This is a genomic window from Brevibacillus sp. SYP-B805, assembly GCF_011059135.1.
Classification (GTDB): Bacteria; Bacillota; Bacilli; order Brevibacillales; family Brevibacillaceae; genus Brevibacillus_F.
The window spans coordinates 224,208-237,940 of record NZ_JAALGD010000004.1 but is presented as its reverse complement, the minus strand read 5'-3'; the positions used below and the strand labels follow the sequence as shown (position 1 = coordinate 237,940).

26 protein-coding genes and 1 tRNA gene are annotated in these 13,733 nt (G+C 54.0%); 26 read left to right on the top strand and 1 reads right to left on the bottom strand.

Annotation, left to right across the window (positions count from 1 at the left end; genetic code table 11):
- The first annotated feature begins 30 nt into the window (after nt 1–30).
- The 15 genes from G3578_RS07605 (at nt 31) to G3578_RS07535 (ending at nt 7,241) form a co-directional block, all read left to right on the top strand.
- Nucleotides 31–663 (top strand): helix-turn-helix domain-containing protein, encoded by a 633-nt coding sequence (locus tag G3578_RS07605; RefSeq protein WP_165210918.1) that lies wholly within the window; start codon nt 31–33, stop codon nt 661–663.
- A 169-nt stretch (nt 664–832) separates the two neighbouring features.
- On the top strand, nt 833–985 hold the full coding sequence (locus tag G3578_RS07600; RefSeq protein ID WP_165210915.1) for a hypothetical protein: 153 nt from the start codon (nt 833–835) through the stop codon (nt 983–985).
- A gap of 63 nt (nt 986–1,048) precedes the next feature.
- Nucleotides 1,049–1,327: a hypothetical protein gene (locus G3578_RS07595; RefSeq protein ID WP_165210912.1), complete on the top strand. Its 279-nt coding sequence runs from the start codon at nt 1,049–1,051 to the stop codon at nt 1,325–1,327.
- Nucleotides 1,308–1,532, top strand: a complete 225-nt coding sequence (locus G3578_RS07590) for a hypothetical protein (protein WP_165210909.1) — start codon at nt 1,308–1,310, stop codon at nt 1,530–1,532. Before G3578_RS07595 ends, G3578_RS07590 begins: the two co-directional genes overlap by 20 nt.
- Entirely contained in the window at nt 1,529–1,714 is a 186-nt protein-coding gene (locus G3578_RS07585; protein ID WP_165210906.1) for a hypothetical protein, read from the top strand. Before G3578_RS07590 ends, G3578_RS07585 begins: the two co-directional genes overlap by 4 nt.
- Nucleotides 1,711–2,064 carry a hypothetical protein gene (locus G3578_RS07580; RefSeq protein ID WP_165210903.1) on the top strand — a complete coding sequence of 118 codons (354 nt, stop codon included), beginning with the start codon at nt 1,711–1,713 and terminating at the stop codon, nt 2,062–2,064. Before G3578_RS07585 ends, G3578_RS07580 begins: the two co-directional genes overlap by 4 nt.
- Nucleotides 2,065–2,128: 64 nt before the next feature.
- A tRNA-OTHER gene (locus G3578_RS07575) sits at nt 2,129–2,246 on the top strand.
- 103 nt (nt 2,247–2,349) lie between these two features.
- Nucleotides 2,350–2,577 carry a hypothetical protein gene (locus tag G3578_RS07570; RefSeq protein WP_165210900.1) on the top strand — a complete coding sequence of 76 codons (228 nt, stop codon included), beginning with the start codon at nt 2,350–2,352 and terminating at the stop codon, nt 2,575–2,577.
- A 101-nt stretch (nt 2,578–2,678) separates the two neighbouring features.
- On the top strand, nt 2,679–3,251 hold the full coding sequence (locus G3578_RS07565; protein WP_165210897.1) for a host-nuclease inhibitor Gam family protein: 573 nt from the start codon (nt 2,679–2,681) through the stop codon (nt 3,249–3,251).
- A complete protein-coding gene (locus G3578_RS07560) occupies nt 3,251–4,123 on the top strand; it encodes a hypothetical protein (RefSeq protein WP_165210894.1) in 873 nt (290 codons plus the stop codon). The genes G3578_RS07565 and G3578_RS07560 overlap by 1 nt, the downstream gene beginning before the upstream one ends.
- A gap of 205 nt (nt 4,124–4,328) precedes the next feature.
- Complete coding sequence (locus G3578_RS07555; RefSeq protein ID WP_165210891.1) at nt 4,329–5,123, top strand: DnaD domain protein; 795 nt, start codon at nt 4,329–4,331, stop codon at nt 5,121–5,123.
- Between the two features lie 3 nt (nt 5,124–5,126).
- Complete coding sequence (locus G3578_RS07550; RefSeq protein ID WP_165210888.1) at nt 5,127–6,470, top strand: DnaB-like helicase C-terminal domain-containing protein; 1,344 nt, start codon at nt 5,127–5,129, stop codon at nt 6,468–6,470.
- Nucleotides 6,463–6,648, top strand: coding sequence for a hypothetical protein (locus tag G3578_RS07545; RefSeq protein ID WP_165210885.1), 186 nt, complete (start codon nt 6,463–6,465; stop codon nt 6,646–6,648). Before G3578_RS07550 ends, G3578_RS07545 begins: the two co-directional genes overlap by 8 nt.
- A gap of 5 nt (nt 6,649–6,653) precedes the next feature.
- Nucleotides 6,654–6,803 carry a hypothetical protein gene (locus tag G3578_RS07540; protein ID WP_165210882.1) on the top strand — a complete coding sequence of 50 codons (150 nt, stop codon included), beginning with the start codon at nt 6,654–6,656 and terminating at the stop codon, nt 6,801–6,803.
- A gap of 27 nt (nt 6,804–6,830) precedes the next feature.
- Nucleotides 6,831–7,241 (top strand): RusA family crossover junction endodeoxyribonuclease, encoded by a 411-nt coding sequence (locus G3578_RS07535; RefSeq protein ID WP_165211039.1) that lies wholly within the window; start codon nt 6,831–6,833, stop codon nt 7,239–7,241.
- A gap of 177 nt (nt 7,242–7,418) precedes the next feature.
- Here G3578_RS07535 and G3578_RS07530 read toward each other — a convergent pair whose 3' ends face one another.
- Nucleotides 7,419–7,631: a hypothetical protein gene (locus G3578_RS07530; RefSeq protein ID WP_165210879.1), complete on the bottom strand. Its 213-nt coding sequence runs from the start codon at nt 7,629–7,631 to the stop codon at nt 7,419–7,421.
- 69 nt (nt 7,632–7,700) lie between these two features.
- On the opposite strand from G3578_RS07530, the gene G3578_RS07525 reads away from it, so the two are divergent.
- The 11 genes from G3578_RS07525 (at nt 7,701) to G3578_RS07475 (ending at nt 13,711) form a co-directional block, all read left to right on the top strand.
- Complete coding sequence (locus G3578_RS07525) at nt 7,701–9,587, top strand: DNA cytosine methyltransferase (RefSeq protein ID WP_165210876.1); 1,887 nt, start codon at nt 7,701–7,703, stop codon at nt 9,585–9,587.
- Nucleotides 9,584–10,417, top strand: coding sequence for a DNA adenine methylase (locus tag G3578_RS07520; protein WP_165210873.1), 834 nt, complete (start codon nt 9,584–9,586; stop codon nt 10,415–10,417). The genes G3578_RS07525 and G3578_RS07520 overlap by 4 nt, the downstream gene beginning before the upstream one ends.
- A 121-nt stretch (nt 10,418–10,538) precedes the next feature.
- Nucleotides 10,539–11,000, top strand: coding sequence for a hypothetical protein (locus tag G3578_RS20700; protein WP_206529547.1), 462 nt, complete (start codon nt 10,539–10,541; stop codon nt 10,998–11,000).
- A gap of 64 nt (nt 11,001–11,064) precedes the next feature.
- Entirely contained in the window at nt 11,065–11,277 is a 213-nt protein-coding gene (locus G3578_RS07510; RefSeq protein WP_165210870.1) for a hypothetical protein, read from the top strand.
- 21 nt (nt 11,278–11,298) lie between these two features.
- Nucleotides 11,299–11,448: a hypothetical protein gene (locus tag G3578_RS07505; protein ID WP_165210867.1), complete on the top strand. Its 150-nt coding sequence runs from the start codon at nt 11,299–11,301 to the stop codon at nt 11,446–11,448.
- Nucleotides 11,449–11,487: 39 nt separating this feature from the next.
- Nucleotides 11,488–11,712 carry a hypothetical protein gene (locus tag G3578_RS07500; RefSeq protein WP_165211036.1) on the top strand — a complete coding sequence of 75 codons (225 nt, stop codon included), beginning with the start codon at nt 11,488–11,490 and terminating at the stop codon, nt 11,710–11,712.
- A gap of 43 nt (nt 11,713–11,755) precedes the next feature.
- Nucleotides 11,756–12,061, top strand: coding sequence for a hypothetical protein (locus tag G3578_RS07495; protein WP_165210864.1), 306 nt, complete (start codon nt 11,756–11,758; stop codon nt 12,059–12,061).
- A gap of 98 nt (nt 12,062–12,159) precedes the next feature.
- A complete protein-coding gene (locus G3578_RS07490; RefSeq protein ID WP_165210861.1) occupies nt 12,160–12,366 on the top strand; it encodes an XtrA/YqaO family protein in 207 nt (68 codons plus the stop codon).
- A 100-nt stretch (nt 12,367–12,466) separates the two neighbouring features.
- Nucleotides 12,467–12,688 (top strand): hypothetical protein, encoded by a 222-nt coding sequence (locus G3578_RS07485; RefSeq protein ID WP_165210858.1) that lies wholly within the window; start codon nt 12,467–12,469, stop codon nt 12,686–12,688.
- A 21-nt stretch (nt 12,689–12,709) separates the two neighbouring features.
- Nucleotides 12,710–13,216 (top strand): sigma-70 family RNA polymerase sigma factor, encoded by a 507-nt coding sequence (locus G3578_RS07480; RefSeq protein ID WP_165210855.1) that lies wholly within the window; start codon nt 12,710–12,712, stop codon nt 13,214–13,216.
- Nucleotides 13,217–13,390: 174 nt separating this feature from the next.
- On the top strand, nt 13,391–13,711 hold the full coding sequence (locus G3578_RS07475; RefSeq protein WP_165210852.1) for a hypothetical protein: 321 nt from the start codon (nt 13,391–13,393) through the stop codon (nt 13,709–13,711).
- The last annotated feature ends 22 nt before the right edge of the window (nt 13,712–13,733 follow it).

The following is a 13,733-nucleotide window of genomic DNA, read 5'->3' as shown; positions in this document are numbered from 1 at the left end:
TGGAAAACTCAATAGAGGAGAGGGGAACAGATGGGGAACAGAAACGAACCAATCTCGATTTATTCCCGTTCACGGATATCAGACATCTGTGAATATGCATTCCGGCACCAAAGAACAGGCGAACAGTTGACGCACGAAGCGCTGGGGAAAATGATCGGACGATCAGCGCGTTGGGTGTCCGATGTGATCAACGGCCGCACAATCCCTATGCGGGAGGACGCGGAAGATTTTGTTCGAGCCTGCGGGAACCACCGAGCGATCCGAATGCTCAAGCACCTCTACGGTGATGCTCCGCCTCCGACTGATCCGCGTCTGATGGTGAACCTGACGACAGCCTTGTACAACCTGATCAAGCAGTGCCAGGACGTGATCGCGGAGGCCGAGCGGGTCATCGAGTGGGAACGAAGACGGCGCCCGTGGCAATCGCTCTCTACAGCGGACGAGCAGTTACTAAAGCACCTTGGCAAACAAATAGAGGACCTTTTCCAAGCCGGAGACGATGTACATATCATCATGGACGAGAAGTACGGCATTGACCCGGCGATCCACCAACACAACTGGCTTGCAGAAGCACGGGCCTTGGAAATCGTCGTCAGTGACCCGCGAGAACTGATGCGGCGAGAGCGACAAGAAGCGCTCCTTACCGGGGAGACAAGCCTATGAGGCCAAACCACAACTGGAACCGACGCCTGTTGGAAACCCTGCAGCATACATTCGCATATGATGCGGCCTTGATGGCAAGTTTCTCGCCGAATGGGGAAAAGCAGAACCAACTGTACGCTGAACGGTTGGCAGCGTTTCGGAAACAAGTTGAGGGAAAGGAGGAAAAGGCATGAAAGACCTAACGACAGCAGCAGGAGTGATCGAACTGGTTTGTGACGGGGATCGTCCGATCGGACGGCAAGTGATCACCCTGGGCGAGATGGTAGAGCTGGAACGCATGACACAAAAAGAAACGACCGCCTGCAGCGAACAGACGGCCTGATCAAACCACAACGAATATTCGGATACTGGTAGCTTACCACAGCTACATGAGGAGGGCAAGAGTATGGACAAGACGCTGAGAGAGCGAGGCATTGCCGCCATCGAATACATCGGCGGCGACTTCGCCCGGATGGCCGTCTACACCACGGACGGCCGGCTCAAGATCACCGACTATCCCGACTTCGTACCGGGTCAGGGATGGCCGCCCGCCCAGGAAGTTGTGCTGAGGAGCTGGGAAGAGATCGTACGGCTCCGCGACTTCCTGAACAGTCTGCAGCCGGTCGCAGCCCCTGTGGAACAGCAAGAAGAGGAGGCGACCTATCTTGAACGGGCCACTGCTTGATTTCCCGTCCTATGTCGCCAAGACGGAGCCGATCCGACAGCAGCACGCGGCGACGCAGATCATGGAAGAGGTCGACAACGGCCTGATGATCACCGCAGAGGACGTGCTTGAAGAGATCCGGTATATCATCGACACCTGGCCGGATCGGAGCGAGGAAGAAAACCGGGAAGCGCTGCGGGAGCAGGCAAGGAGGTTGTTGGGATGACCGAGCAAAAACGCGACCTGGCGATCTACGAGGTAGGCGTGAAATGGGAGTCCGAGCGCATGAGGATCGAAGCTCGAAACAGTACGGAAGCCAAACGAACGTTTTGCCAGATGACAGGACGGAAGTTTTCTGATCCATGGCACGGCGCCAGTATCTTGTCCGCTAGGAGGGTGGAGGCATGACGAAGCGTGACGCTGCGGCGGACTTGGCTATGTGTGAGGCCGCTACGCCGGGACCGTGGCGCAATGATCATGATCAAGTAACCAAAGAGAACGGCGTTCCACTGTTTAAGGCGTTTCGGATGCGCGGTGATTTTCAGATGAGGAATGACACCCGATTTATAACTGAGTCCCGCGAAGCCCTACCCCACTGGATTCAGCGGGCGGTGGAGGCTGAGGCGGAGATCGAGCGGATGCGAAAGGAAACGGAAGCAATCAGGTATGTGGTAGACATGCTCGACACTGGAGATCCTCAGCAGCGACGGGCAAGGTTGCATCTTCTGGAAGTTATTAAGCGAATGGAAAAAGCATAAGCGGGCTTCGTCCCCGCGCGGGGCTCACAGGCGATTGTGGGTCCCTCGGAGGGACGAACCTCCCAGGGCGGTGGCGGAAAGGTGAGACGCGCTGTGGTGGAGCGGCCATTTAAGGTGTAGCAGGCACTCGATAGAGTCCGTTCGGGTATGGCCATGCAGGGTTCGATTCCCTGCCCGCCCTGCAACAACATAACGAGGCACAAGCGGCGCAGCCTTGGAGCTGCAGCGGCCGCGCAGAGGATGGGGCGCGGCGGCCTCGTGATCAAACAGAGAGGGGGTGAAGACATGGAAGGCTTGGAGATCAGACCTCATAAATGGGACAACTGCAAAGCAGATTTCTTCCCGTTCGTTGATGGTGAACCGCGACACGACCTAGCGAATTGCTGCCACTGTGTTCACTTTATCAACTACGAGACCAACTGCAGAAAGGTGCAAGAAGTCGGGGACGAAGGGGATGACAAAATTTATCCGTTCTGCGGTCCGATCTGCGGATACTTCACGCCAAAAGAATAAGACCCAGCGCGGCCACGCTGAGTCACGGTCGATAAGCATCGATTGGGAATCACCTTTATCGTAGCTTATCGGCCCTCAAAGATCAAGTAGGAGGGATTTACATGGCAATGAATCCATTGTACGCGCTCGAAATAGACGAGCTGCAGGAAATGAAGTTTCAACTTCCTGAAGCGGAAGTAAAGCAACGATTCAAAATCGACGGTTTGGACTCTCTCAATTGGGCGCTGCGGAAACTGGCAGCACTAGACGCCAAACTGCTGGATGCTCGGGAGTTGGCTGCAAAGGAAAAGGCCCGGATCCAAGAGTGGCTTGATAAAGAAAAGCGGTCAATTGAGGACAGCCGGCAGTTCTTTATGATGCTGATCGAGGAATACGCCCGGGAGCAACGCGCAAAAGACCCGAAGTGGAAGGCATCGACGCCATACGGCAAGGTTACCTTCCGCAAGCAACAGCCCAAGTGGAACTACGACGAGCAGAAGGCGCTGGAATCTGTCAAAACGGCGGGGTTGGAGAAGTACATCCGCGTGAAGCACGAGCTGGACAAGGTGACGCTGAAAGAGAACGTGCAGGTGCTGGATGACGGTCGCGTGGTGGATCCCGAGACCGGTACGATCATCGACGGCATTCAGGTGACGGAACAGCCGGATGCTCTGAGAGTCGAGGTGGCTGAATGATGCAAGCTCGACAATTGCAAGTCGTTGATAACCAACAACCGGTAACCATCGAGTATGTTCCAAGTGTGGCTGTCACCTTGGAGCAGGCCGCGGCGAATCTGAAGAAGCTTGATGCCATTCGTACGCAGATTATGCGATCCGGGGTGGACTACGATACCATTCCCGGGACGCCAAAGCCGACTCTCTTGAAACCCGGCGCAGAGCGGCTGCTTCAGTTCTACGGCCTCGGCCACCGCATCCATTGCGTACACAAGACGGAGGATTGGGAAAACGGGTTTTTCTACTACGTGTACCGGGTGACGATCGTCAAAACGTATCCAACGCATGAGATTGTGGTGGCCGAGTGCGAGGGCTCGGCCAACAGCAAAGAAAAGCGGTACAAGAACCAGGACGTGTACAGCATCGTCAACACGCTGCAGAAAATGGCGATCAAGCGGGCGCTGGTCGGTGCTACGCTACAAGCCACCGGGACAAGCGGATTCTTTACCCAGGACATCGAGGATATGGATCTCGGAGGTTCGCTGGATGCCGCCCGCCGCGCTGGGGAAGAGCGGTTGAGACAGGAGCGCCAGAAAGAACAGCAGCGATCCATCGGCAGCAAGATGACTGGGGCAAGTTCAGAAGCACAACAGAAAGCGATTCGCACGGTCGCCAGCAAAAAAGGGCTATCTGACGACGAACTGAAAGCGATCATCAAGAGCATCCACGGTGTTGATTCCGTGTCGGAATTGGACAAGCAGGCAGCCAGTGAAATGATCACGTTGCTACAAGAAATGAGCGCGGACGAATTGAAACAGCTTGCTTTGGCAAATCAAACGTCCGTGGAAACGGCACAGATGACCGACGACGATATCTTCAACGATATCGAGTAGGCGGTGATGCCCATGGTTGGACAAATCTACATGCTCCGCTTCATGCGCTGGGAGGTTGTTGCGACCTTCCGGCGCGGAAGCGAGACGTGGGCGCGTTTGCGGTGCTTAGACAAGCGCAAGAGGGCCTGGGAGGTGCCGGTCACCTTCCTGGAAGTGATGGGGAAACGGTTGGTCTCATAGAAAAAACGAAGGGAGGGGCCGAGGAATGAACTACTTAGAGCAGATTGTAGCGTTCCACAGATGGAAGGAAGTGAACCCGCTGCCTGCCAGCGCAATTGCATTATGGTACGAACTGATGGCCATTTGCAATAAGGCTGGGTGGCCGCAGGAATTTACTGTTCCTAATGCGGTGCTGCAATCATATGCCGGGCTGAGTAGGAAAGAGTTCGAAAGGGCCCGCCAGCAACTCATTGACCTTGGCCTCATCACCTACAAGAAGGCAACTAGAGTAAATCAAGCTGGGAAATATAGCATAAATTATTTCCCGATTGTTCAAAAAGGGCAACGAGAGGGACAACAGGAGGGGCAACAGCAGGGGCAACGAGAGGAGCACAGGAGGGGCACCGGGAGGGGCACATTATATAAACAAAAACTAAATAATATTCTTCTTCCTCATCCCGTGCACGCGAGTGAAGTTGATCCTGTACTGTTGTACCAGCAGGAAATCGGTCCTTTCACCGACGTGATCAGAGATGACTTTCTCGATTGGCTGGATGGTGGCTACTTCGATGAACCTAATCTGATCATGATTGAGGCTATCAAGGAAGCAGCTGTGCATGAAAAACGGTCCTGGGCATACATCGTCACGGTACTAAGACGCTGCTTGCAGCAAAACGTCAGAACCCTTGAGCAGTTCCGACAGGCAAAGGCCGAGTTTGAGAAAACAAAAGCAGCCAAGGTGACACCTATCCATAGCGGTCGGCGACAGGCTGCCGCGAACGGCGAACCCACTTGGCAGGACGATCCTCCAAAGAGCCACTACGGGAGACTGGAGGTGTGACGTGTGATCTCGTTGCCAAACGAGTTTGAGTTGGAGGCGGAAGTGCTCGCCATCGCCATGCACAGCAAGGACAAGCTGGTGGATATCATCACTCGGGCGAAACCTGTCTGGTTCGTCACAGAGTCGATCAAACGAGCATTCAGCTGCTTGATCGAACAGTTTGAACAGGGGTTGCCAACCGACTCCAAGACGCTGGCCAATCGCTTGTTGGATAGTGGCGACATGGAAGCCTTCAACGCCGTTGTGGAAGCGTCCGGGGTGTTTCTCTCTGCAGAACGAGCTGACTTCCTGCTTGACCGTTTTTACGACTATCACCTACGACGTACATACTACCGAGTCGGTCAACAGCTGCAGGAAAGAGCGTTTGACATGGCCACACAGGCGTCCGAACTGTCAGACATGGTCGAAAACGAGATATTGTCCATCGTCTCAGCTGAGGAGAACAAAGAGGTCATCAACGCGAAAGAGGCAGCGACCAGGGCATTGGAGACGTTCTACACCCGCGAGGCCCAAGATTACATCGGCATGACGTTTTCCAAGCGACGGGAAGATGGGTCGGTCATGGGTTTCCCGGGCATTGATGTAGCGACGGCCGGCGGCCTGCAGGGTGGGGACCTCATGCTCATTGCCGCGCAGACCGGTGAGGGGAAAACGGCATTGGCCCTCAATCTGGCACTGTGGGTTTCCGTACACGGAAACTACCGGACGTATTACCAGAACACCGAGATGAAGGTGGAAGAAATGGTGTTCCGGATGATCAGTAACCTGTCTGGTGTACCTTTCAGCGAGGTGTACACGGCCAAACTGTCCGGGACGCCGGACGAGATCGCCAAGAAGCGAGCAGATATCGAATGGGCGGCAAACTCCATTGCGAAAGCGAATCAGAAGCTGTTTCTATCAGAACTGCCAGAACTGACACCAGGCATGTCACGTGGGCTGGCGAGGAAGTTCAAGCACAAGTACGGGAAACTGGATCTGCTGATCATCGACTACGTTGGCCGGATGGAGATGGATGCGGATATGAAACGGGCCGGCCTTCAGGAGTGGCAGATCCTCTCGCGAATCGCTAAGGAGTCAAAGAAACTGGCCCAGCAACTTGATTGCGCGGTCATCCTGCTGGCGCAGCTCACCGAGGAAGGCAAATTGGAAGGCGCCAGAAAAATGCTGAACGACACGGACGTGGCGCTGTACATCGAGCGTGTGGACGACGAAGAGAAACAGGAGTATCCACAGGCGACGCACTGGCTTCGAAAGCGAAAAGTGCGCCGCAGCGGAAAAGACAGGGACATCCTAATCCGGTTTGAAAAGCAGATCCAGCGAATAAGCGAGGTTTACTACCATGAGTAGGATTGGCGGCGACATCCTCGTCAAGATCCCGATCCCCGAGCACCTGCTTGCCATCGAGAACGACGAGGTCCGGCGGCAATCGCTCAAAAACTGGTGGCACGGATATGCGCTACGGTATCCTGATTACCTCGTGTTGAGAAGGGACGGAAATTACGTGTACATGGCGAGAAAGGAGTAGGAAGCGTGTTGTTGATTCGTTGCACAGTGATCAAGGAACTGCAGAAATACGGTATCAACGAGATTGCCGGCAGGGCCCTACACGAGGTCCCGCTGGACGAATTGCTTGACCACCTGCATCGGGTGGAAATGGAGCATCGGCGAAAGGGGGCGTAGATGATGGTAACCACCGGAGAAAAGCAGGTGATCGCCTTCACCGTGTACGGCGAACCTGTCGCCCAGGGAAGACCGCGGGCATCAACGGCGGGGGGATTCGTCCGTTTGTACGACCCACAGAAGTCACGCGATTACAAAGATTATGTCAGATTGGTCGCAAGTGAACACGCACCGTCCAAGCTGATTGAAGGGCCGTTGCAGCTCAAGGTAAATGTATACCGTCCAATCCCCAAATCGTTCAGCAAGAAGAGGGCAGCGCAGGCGGAGGCCGGGGAACTGCGGCCAACATCCAAGCCTGATGCGGACAACTACCTCAAAGGCATCAAGGATGCGCTGAAAAACGTGGTATGGAAGGACGACTCCCAGGTCGTTGAGGTGTCCGTCAGCAAATGGTATAGCGAGCGGCCGCGAGTTGAAGTAGAGATAGTCGAATGTTGAACAGGGAGAGTGCGGAAGATGAGCGATACGAGTAAACAAGAATGGCTGGAATGGCAAAAGAAGGTCATCCGCGAAGAGATGCGAGAAAGCGGCAAATGATACGGTCTGCCAGGATGTACGTTTACGCAGCAGAAATAACCGCGGCAATCTGCTGGGTGACGGGATCGTAAGGTAGCATCAATACGGCTCCCCGTCCCGGCCAAAGAGAGTCCGCACCTTGGCATAGACACGGATAGGCAGGCTGGGAAAAACGATGGCGAGTTGACCGGGGGCAAGCGAAGGAATCTCATCGGGAGTTTCGATCACATGCGGTATATCGAGAGCTTTTAGCGCATCAGTGTATTTCTTAGCATCAGCCCAAGGCACGATGAAATAAAACGACTTTTCCATCAAAATCACGCTCCTCTTCCGGGAGCATATCACAGACGGTTGTGACAAAGAAAGACGAGGAGGTTTACGATGCAGACTACATTCTTAGCGCTGCACTTGTTTTGTGGCATCGGAGGCGGCGCTCTCGGGTTCCAGCAGGCCCGGGAGGAGTGGCGCGGTGTTGTCGGCCAGATAGAAACGCTGGCCGGAATTGACTGCGACCCGGAGGCGTGCGCCGATTTCGAGCGGATCACCGGCGCGCCGGCGGTGCAGATGGATCTGTTCAGTCGGCAGCAGTACATCGACTTTCACGGGCAGGAGCCGCCGGCAGAATGGCGGGAGGCGACCGCTGACGACGTATGGTTCGCAGCAGGGCGTCAGGCCCCGGACATCGTATTCACCAGCCCGCCATGCAAAGGATTCTCAGGTCTGCTTCCGGAGAAGTCAGCGAAAACGAAGAAGTATCAAGCCCTCAACCAGTTGACAGTCAGGGGGATGCGACTCTGCCTTGAAGCATTTCAAGACGATCTGCCGGCACTGTTCCTGCTGGAGAACGTGCCAAGGATCACCACGCGCGGCGGCCACCTCCTAAAAGAAATCAAACGACTCTTAGGCAAATACGGATATGTTTTTCACGACAGTAGTCACGACTGCGGCGAAATCGGCGGGCTGGCCCAACACCGGCGACGCTATCTGCTGATCGCGCGGAATCCGGAAAAACTGCCCAACTTCGTCTACAAGCCCCCGGCGCGCCGCGTGCGGGCTATCGGTGAAGTGCTGGGGCCCCTACCTCTGCCAGATGACCCGGCGGGAGGAAAGATGCACAGACTTCCACGGCTGCAGTGGAAAACCTGGGTGCGCCTGGCGCTTATCCCGGCCGGCGGTGACTGGCGGGACCTGGAGAAGATCGAGTGGGAAAAGTACCGGATCGAGTACGAACCTCGCAAAGGAGCAATGGCGGTAGGTGAGTGGGATCAGCCGAGCGGTGCCGTGACCGGTGCAGCAGGATTCGGGCGGAGCAACGGGACACAGGCAGTTGCGGATCCGCGCCTGACGTTGGAATCGATGTATCCGAGCGGATACGGGGTGCAGGAGTGGGACAGACCAGCGCAGACAATCCGATCCGCCGGCAGAATCATGAACGCCCCTGTGTCGATCGCCGACCCGCGGCTGCCCGAACGAGAGGGGAGGCATCCGGGAGTGTACCGGGTGGGGCGTTTTGACGAGCCGGCCCAATGCGTAACCGGTACCCGATTCGGAAGCGGTGCACCGGCAATCAGCGACCCTCGTACTGGCTTCAGGGAAGGCACACACGGCGCGATCTACCGGGTGATGAAGTACGAGGATGCGGCCAATACGATTACAGGTGCCGCCCGGCCGAACAACGGTGCTCCTTGCATCGCAGACCCTAGGCTGGGAGTTGCTAAGGGATATACGAACAAACGGCAGGTGCTTGACTGGGAGGGCCCGGCCAGCACGGTAACAGGCACACCTGACATTCAGTCCGGTGCGCAAAGCATAGCCGACCCGCGCCTCGGCTGCGCGCCGCGATCTGGAACGCTCGGCGTACAACGGTGGGACGAGCCCGCCAAGACTGTAATCGGCAGCGGAGACATCCACGCCGGCGCGGCGGCCGTCGCTGATCCGCGGATTCCCGACGATGGAGAGCGCGGCACCTGGGTGATCATCGCCGAAGACGGAACATGGCACCGGCCACTGACGACATACGAGCTGTCCATGCTGCAGGGATTCCCTACCCATCTTGCCGATGGAACGCCGTTTGAGTTGGTCGGCAACAACGACGCCAAGTGGCGGGAACGCATCGGGAACGCCGTCCCTCCAGCTGCCGCCCAAGCCATCGCAGAGACAATGCTGCGGTCATTGCTGGCGGCACAGGACGGAACCTGGCTGATGGCTGCAGAGGAGATTTGGGTTATGCCGCAGGAGGACGAGGAATCGCTGGTGGTGGTTCAATGAAATACCCCCGAATTTTGCACTATCCCGGAAGCAAATGGAGCATGGCGGACTGGATTATCGAACACATGCCGGAACATGATGTCTACCTGGAACCGTTCTTCGGCAGCGGAGCTGTTCTGTTCAACAAACCACGGTCACCTCTTGAAACAGTAAACGACCTTGACGATGACGTTATTAATCTGTTCAAGGTTATTCGGGATCGTAAAGAGGAACTGGCTGAAAAGATCAGGTGGACACCATACTCCCGAGAAGAATACAACCTCTCCTATGAGAAAACCGACGACGAACTGGAAGATGCCCGGCGGTTCCTGGTGCGCTGCTGGCAAGCAATCGGGGCGAAAACAAGTGATCGGACCGGATGGAGAAGCAATATCCAATTAGATAAAGCACCACACAAAACATGGCCTAAACAGTGGTCAGAACTACCGAATGAAATCCTTGTGGTTTCAGAACGGCTTAAAGAGGTCCAGATCGAAAACCAGCCGGCAATCAAAATCATCGAGAGATACAGATATCCGGGAGTGTTTATCTATGCCGATCCGCCTTATGTACTCTCTACAAGAAGCAATCGAATGTACCGGTATGAAATGACGGACGACGACCACATGGAATTACTCGAGATCCTGGACAAACATCCTGGTCCGGTCATGTTATCAGGTTACGCGAATCCGCTGTATGACGAACGACTTAAACATTGGAGGAGAGAAGAAATCAAAGGATTTGCGGACCGGGGGAAACCGCGTACAGAGGTTGTCTGGATAAACCCGGTGGCAGCGGATCAAGTCGGCCAGCAAACGATCTTCTCGCTGCCGGGGGTGCAGCTAGGGTAATAAAGGTCGGGATCAAATGGTGAAGTGCCACGCTTGCGATGGAAAGGGCTATTTTGACCAGAATGAAATTTGCTTATATTGCGAAGGCAGCGGAATACAAGAAATGAGGGAGGAAAGAACGATGGAAAACAAAGGTCTGTATGTGAAGTACGAGGTTCGTAAGAAGGAGAACGGGGAGCTGGTGGAAGGTTGCTTTGTTCTCCGGCCAGATAAAGACCGGGCGGCATTCGCAGCACTGAGAGCATATGCGGAGCAAACGACCAACGAAGAGCTGAGAAAAGACATAAATCAATGGCTTGATTCCATTCTGGCTGAAAAGACCAAGGATTTAAAAGCTTTCGCCATCGGACCCGATCGATATGAGGTAGTCGTGGGTTATGACCGGGATTCCGTCGTTGAGTGGTACAAGCAACAAACAGGCATCAGTGAGGAAGAGTTTGCAGAGTATGATGTGGACGACTATCCGATGGACAAACCGACCCAAGTGGAGTCACCCAGTGGCGTTGGTTATATCACAACCACTGTACGTGAATGGGTACAGGACGTTAAGGAGTTTCCATGCATTGCATGGTGGACGGAGTAGGGCGGAATCGGGAGCAGTCTACCACGGCTGCTCCTGGATACACACCGCTAAGGGAGGAAACCACATGCGCACAGAAGCATTGAACGGGTTAAAAGTTGGCGATTATGTCCGGCACAGGAAGAGCAGTGGCAATAATCTCTGGTACCGGCAGTTGACCAGGGGAGAGATCACCGGCATATCCAAATCCGGGAAAAGTGTCTACGTCCGTTGGGTGGACGAGAAGGGGAACATAATCCACTGGGCAAATTACAGCTGCGACGTGCTTGTGAAGATCTAACAATGCGGGAGGACGGTAGCGGTGAAGGTAGGGACATGGACCATTTGGTCTGACGTGGATCTGCGGCGATGGATGATCGGCGGTTATTTCAACCGGAGATGCGGCTGGTACCACGTTTATTTGGGGCCAATCACCATCCACGTCTACTCCGACGATGCCATTCCGTTTTGATCACACGATGTGATAAATGGGGTGAAGTTTGTGAAACCGATGAAGCCAATCAAAGTATGCCTGCATAAAAAGGGCGCGCACATGCTGGAAAGAAACGAAGCTGGCAAATGGTTTTTAGACGGGAAGGAGATCGAAGAACAGCAGGCGATCGATGAGCTGGCAGAAGCTGTTCAGGATTTGGGATATTGGTGCCAGGTTGCTAAAGATGTGCTGCCAGATGAATATTTCGAAATGGTGCAAGAGTCGTACTCTTACCAAGTATAAAGCATTAACAAACCATTACGTGTGAACCCAAGGAGGAGAGAGCATGGTTGAAGTCCTGAAAATGCCGAAGTATCCATGCTCATTCTGTAAAAAGAAAGAGGCTACACAGTTTTGTGATTTCGTAATCGGATATGCTTGGACATCGGCAAAAGAAAAAGGGAAGATGATCGGCGGCTATCATGTGACATGTGACAACGAGATATGTAAGGATTGTGCAACCACAGCACCAGGTGGATTCGACTTTTGCCCGTCTTGCAACGAGCTGAGAAGGATGATCGAAGAAAAGCACGACAAACGACCAGGAAAATTGATGGCTGCTATTGCGTTCGGCAGCCACGAAGACTCTTAACTCAGTGGATACTGTGTAAAAAGAAAAGCCCCCTGCCCGGGAGCACGAAAGTGTATTCGTCAGCATTATTATACTACGGGCAGCGAGGGGGAAGGAAGATGAGCGCACGAGCAAAGGAACTGAAAATCGATATAAAGACAATGACGATCACGGTCCCAGTGGGAAAAGAGCCGGCCATGATCCTGGTGGATCCGAAACAAGGAAAAGCCAAGCTGGTCCCACTGGTAGAGCACGGCGAAACCGTGGTAAAATCAAGTCAGGGAAAGATTGCCAAGGTGGATTACCGCGAAAGCGAATTATTTTAATAACAGCCTGATACCGAGATACGGGAGGGCGTCAGAATCTTCACCCAACAAGGGTGTTGTTCTGGCGCCCTTTTTATTTTGCCGGATAGGAGGACAAGCCGTGGTAAAGATACACGACATTATGGAGTACAAGCGGAGGAAAGAGAAAGAGCCGATCAGTTTTGCTGAGCACCTGGAGCGTGCAAGGGAACGACTGAAGAAACAACCGCCGCAGGCACGCGGGAAGCCGGCAGATGTGTTTACGTTCGACGAGCTACAGCGCCTTATGGGCGACGTGGGGCTGCGGCGGTTTCTCAAAGATCGGGGTAACAGACGCAAATAGACGCATTGGGGAGGGGTTCTCATGCAGGATTTGCTTCGGGAATATAAAGAGACTAGACGGGTACTGAAACGCGCCTACGAGGCCCGCAGAGAAGGCGAAAAGGTGCTGGACGATAGAACACTGGCCGAGCGGCAGATTCTGTCCGAGATGATCGGTGACGTTGAATTCGTTATCGAGTGGTTGGAAACTGGGCGTCGACCGGGGAATCGGCGGGGAGTTGAACGGCTGGCTGCGTATCAGCGGGAGAAGCCCATGGATCCGATCCGTATGCAGGCTTTTGTGGCAAACAGCACGGCCGGAAGTCCGGCAAACCTGACGGAGTGGCAACGGCAGCAGATCGAAGACGCGCTGTGCATTCTCAGCGAGAGGGAACGGGAGTGCTACGTGCTGGCGCATGGAGAATGCTTCACTCATTCACAGATTGCGGATATGCTCGGCATTACAAAGAGCAGCGTAGACACTCACATCAAACGCGCGCAACAAAAAATATCGGAACGGGTGATGAACAGCCTCTTCCTTGTTGGATGAGGCTGTTTTTTGTCGTGCGAATGCCACCTATAAGTGAAAGGAACACTTTTCTTTCACGAGAACCCCCTTCCTACCGCCTCGGAAACGGGGCGGGTTTTTACCCACAAATAGTAAAAAAGTAACAGGAAATCTTCCCCTTATGTCGAAAGATGCAGGAGGAAGGGAGGTGTTATGATGACAAAAGAGGAAGTTTTGCAAGCAACACTACGTTTTCTCAAGGATAATCCCAAAACACAGTTTGCTGCGATTCACGAAAATATCAAAAACATTTTGAAAGCGCGAGGAGAAATTGGTGCAATAACAACAGGTAATCAATACTATAGTACCACGCAGTATGTTGACATTTCCGATTCAGATGCAATGCTGGTGAATGAAGTGATTTATGATTTAATCATTGAAAGGGTCTTGACTCCAGGCGTTGATAAACACAACTTAAATTTCCCTTTTTTAACAGTAACTTCAATGGATAGATTGAACAGATTTTTAAGAGAGTAGTGACAAAGCACCCGCGTGGTGC

Bases quoted from the DNA above. Each gene is read 5' to 3' on its own strand.
- G3578_RS07560 (WP_165210894.1), top strand. From the start codon at position 3,251: ATGCAAGCTCGACAATTGCAAGTCGTTGATAACCAACAACCGGTAACC.
- G3578_RS20700 (WP_206529547.1), top strand. From the start codon at position 10,539: ATGGAAAACAAAGGTCTGTATGTGAAGTACGAGGTTCGTAAGAAGGAG.
- G3578_RS07605 (WP_165210918.1), top strand. From the start codon at position 31: ATGGGGAACAGAAACGAACCAATCTCGATTTATTCCCGTTCACGGATA.
- G3578_RS07565 (WP_165210897.1), top strand. From the start codon at position 2,679: ATGGCAATGAATCCATTGTACGCGCTCGAAATAGACGAGCTGCAGGAA.
- G3578_RS07545 (WP_165210885.1), top strand. From the start codon at position 6,463: ATGAGTAGGATTGGCGGCGACATCCTCGTCAAGATCCCGATCCCCGAG.
- G3578_RS07555 (WP_165210891.1), top strand. From the start codon at position 4,329: ATGAACTACTTAGAGCAGATTGTAGCGTTCCACAGATGGAAGGAAGTG.
- G3578_RS07570 (WP_165210900.1), top strand. From the start codon at position 2,350: ATGGAAGGCTTGGAGATCAGACCTCATAAATGGGACAACTGCAAAGCA.
- G3578_RS07520 (WP_165210873.1), top strand. From the start codon at position 9,584: ATGAAATACCCCCGAATTTTGCACTATCCCGGAAGCAAATGGAGCATG.
- G3578_RS07530 (WP_165210879.1), bottom strand. From the start codon at position 7,631: ATGGAAAAGTCGTTTTATTTCATCGTGCCTTGGGCTGATGCTAAGAAA.
- G3578_RS07600 (WP_165210915.1), top strand. From the start codon at position 833: ATGAAAGACCTAACGACAGCAGCAGGAGTGATCGAACTGGTTTGTGAC.
- G3578_RS07525 (WP_165210876.1), top strand. From the start codon at position 7,701: ATGCAGACTACATTCTTAGCGCTGCACTTGTTTTGTGGCATCGGAGGC.
- G3578_RS07490 (WP_165210861.1), top strand. From the start codon at position 12,160: ATGAGCGCACGAGCAAAGGAACTGAAAATCGATATAAAGACAATGACG.
- G3578_RS07495 (WP_165210864.1), top strand. From the start codon at position 11,756: ATGGTTGAAGTCCTGAAAATGCCGAAGTATCCATGCTCATTCTGTAAA.
- G3578_RS07480 (WP_165210855.1), top strand. From the start codon at position 12,710: ATGCAGGATTTGCTTCGGGAATATAAAGAGACTAGACGGGTACTGAAA.
- G3578_RS07585 (WP_165210906.1), top strand. From the start codon at position 1,529: ATGACCGAGCAAAAACGCGACCTGGCGATCTACGAGGTAGGCGTGAAA.
- G3578_RS07510 (WP_165210870.1), top strand. From the start codon at position 11,065: ATGCGCACAGAAGCATTGAACGGGTTAAAAGTTGGCGATTATGTCCGG.
- G3578_RS07595 (WP_165210912.1), top strand. From the start codon at position 1,049: ATGGACAAGACGCTGAGAGAGCGAGGCATTGCCGCCATCGAATACATC.
- G3578_RS07475 (WP_165210852.1), top strand. From the start codon at position 13,391: ATGACAAAAGAGGAAGTTTTGCAAGCAACACTACGTTTTCTCAAGGAT.
- G3578_RS07500 (WP_165211036.1), top strand. From the start codon at position 11,488: ATGAAGCCAATCAAAGTATGCCTGCATAAAAAGGGCGCGCACATGCTG.
- G3578_RS07580 (WP_165210903.1), top strand. From the start codon at position 1,711: ATGACGAAGCGTGACGCTGCGGCGGACTTGGCTATGTGTGAGGCCGCT.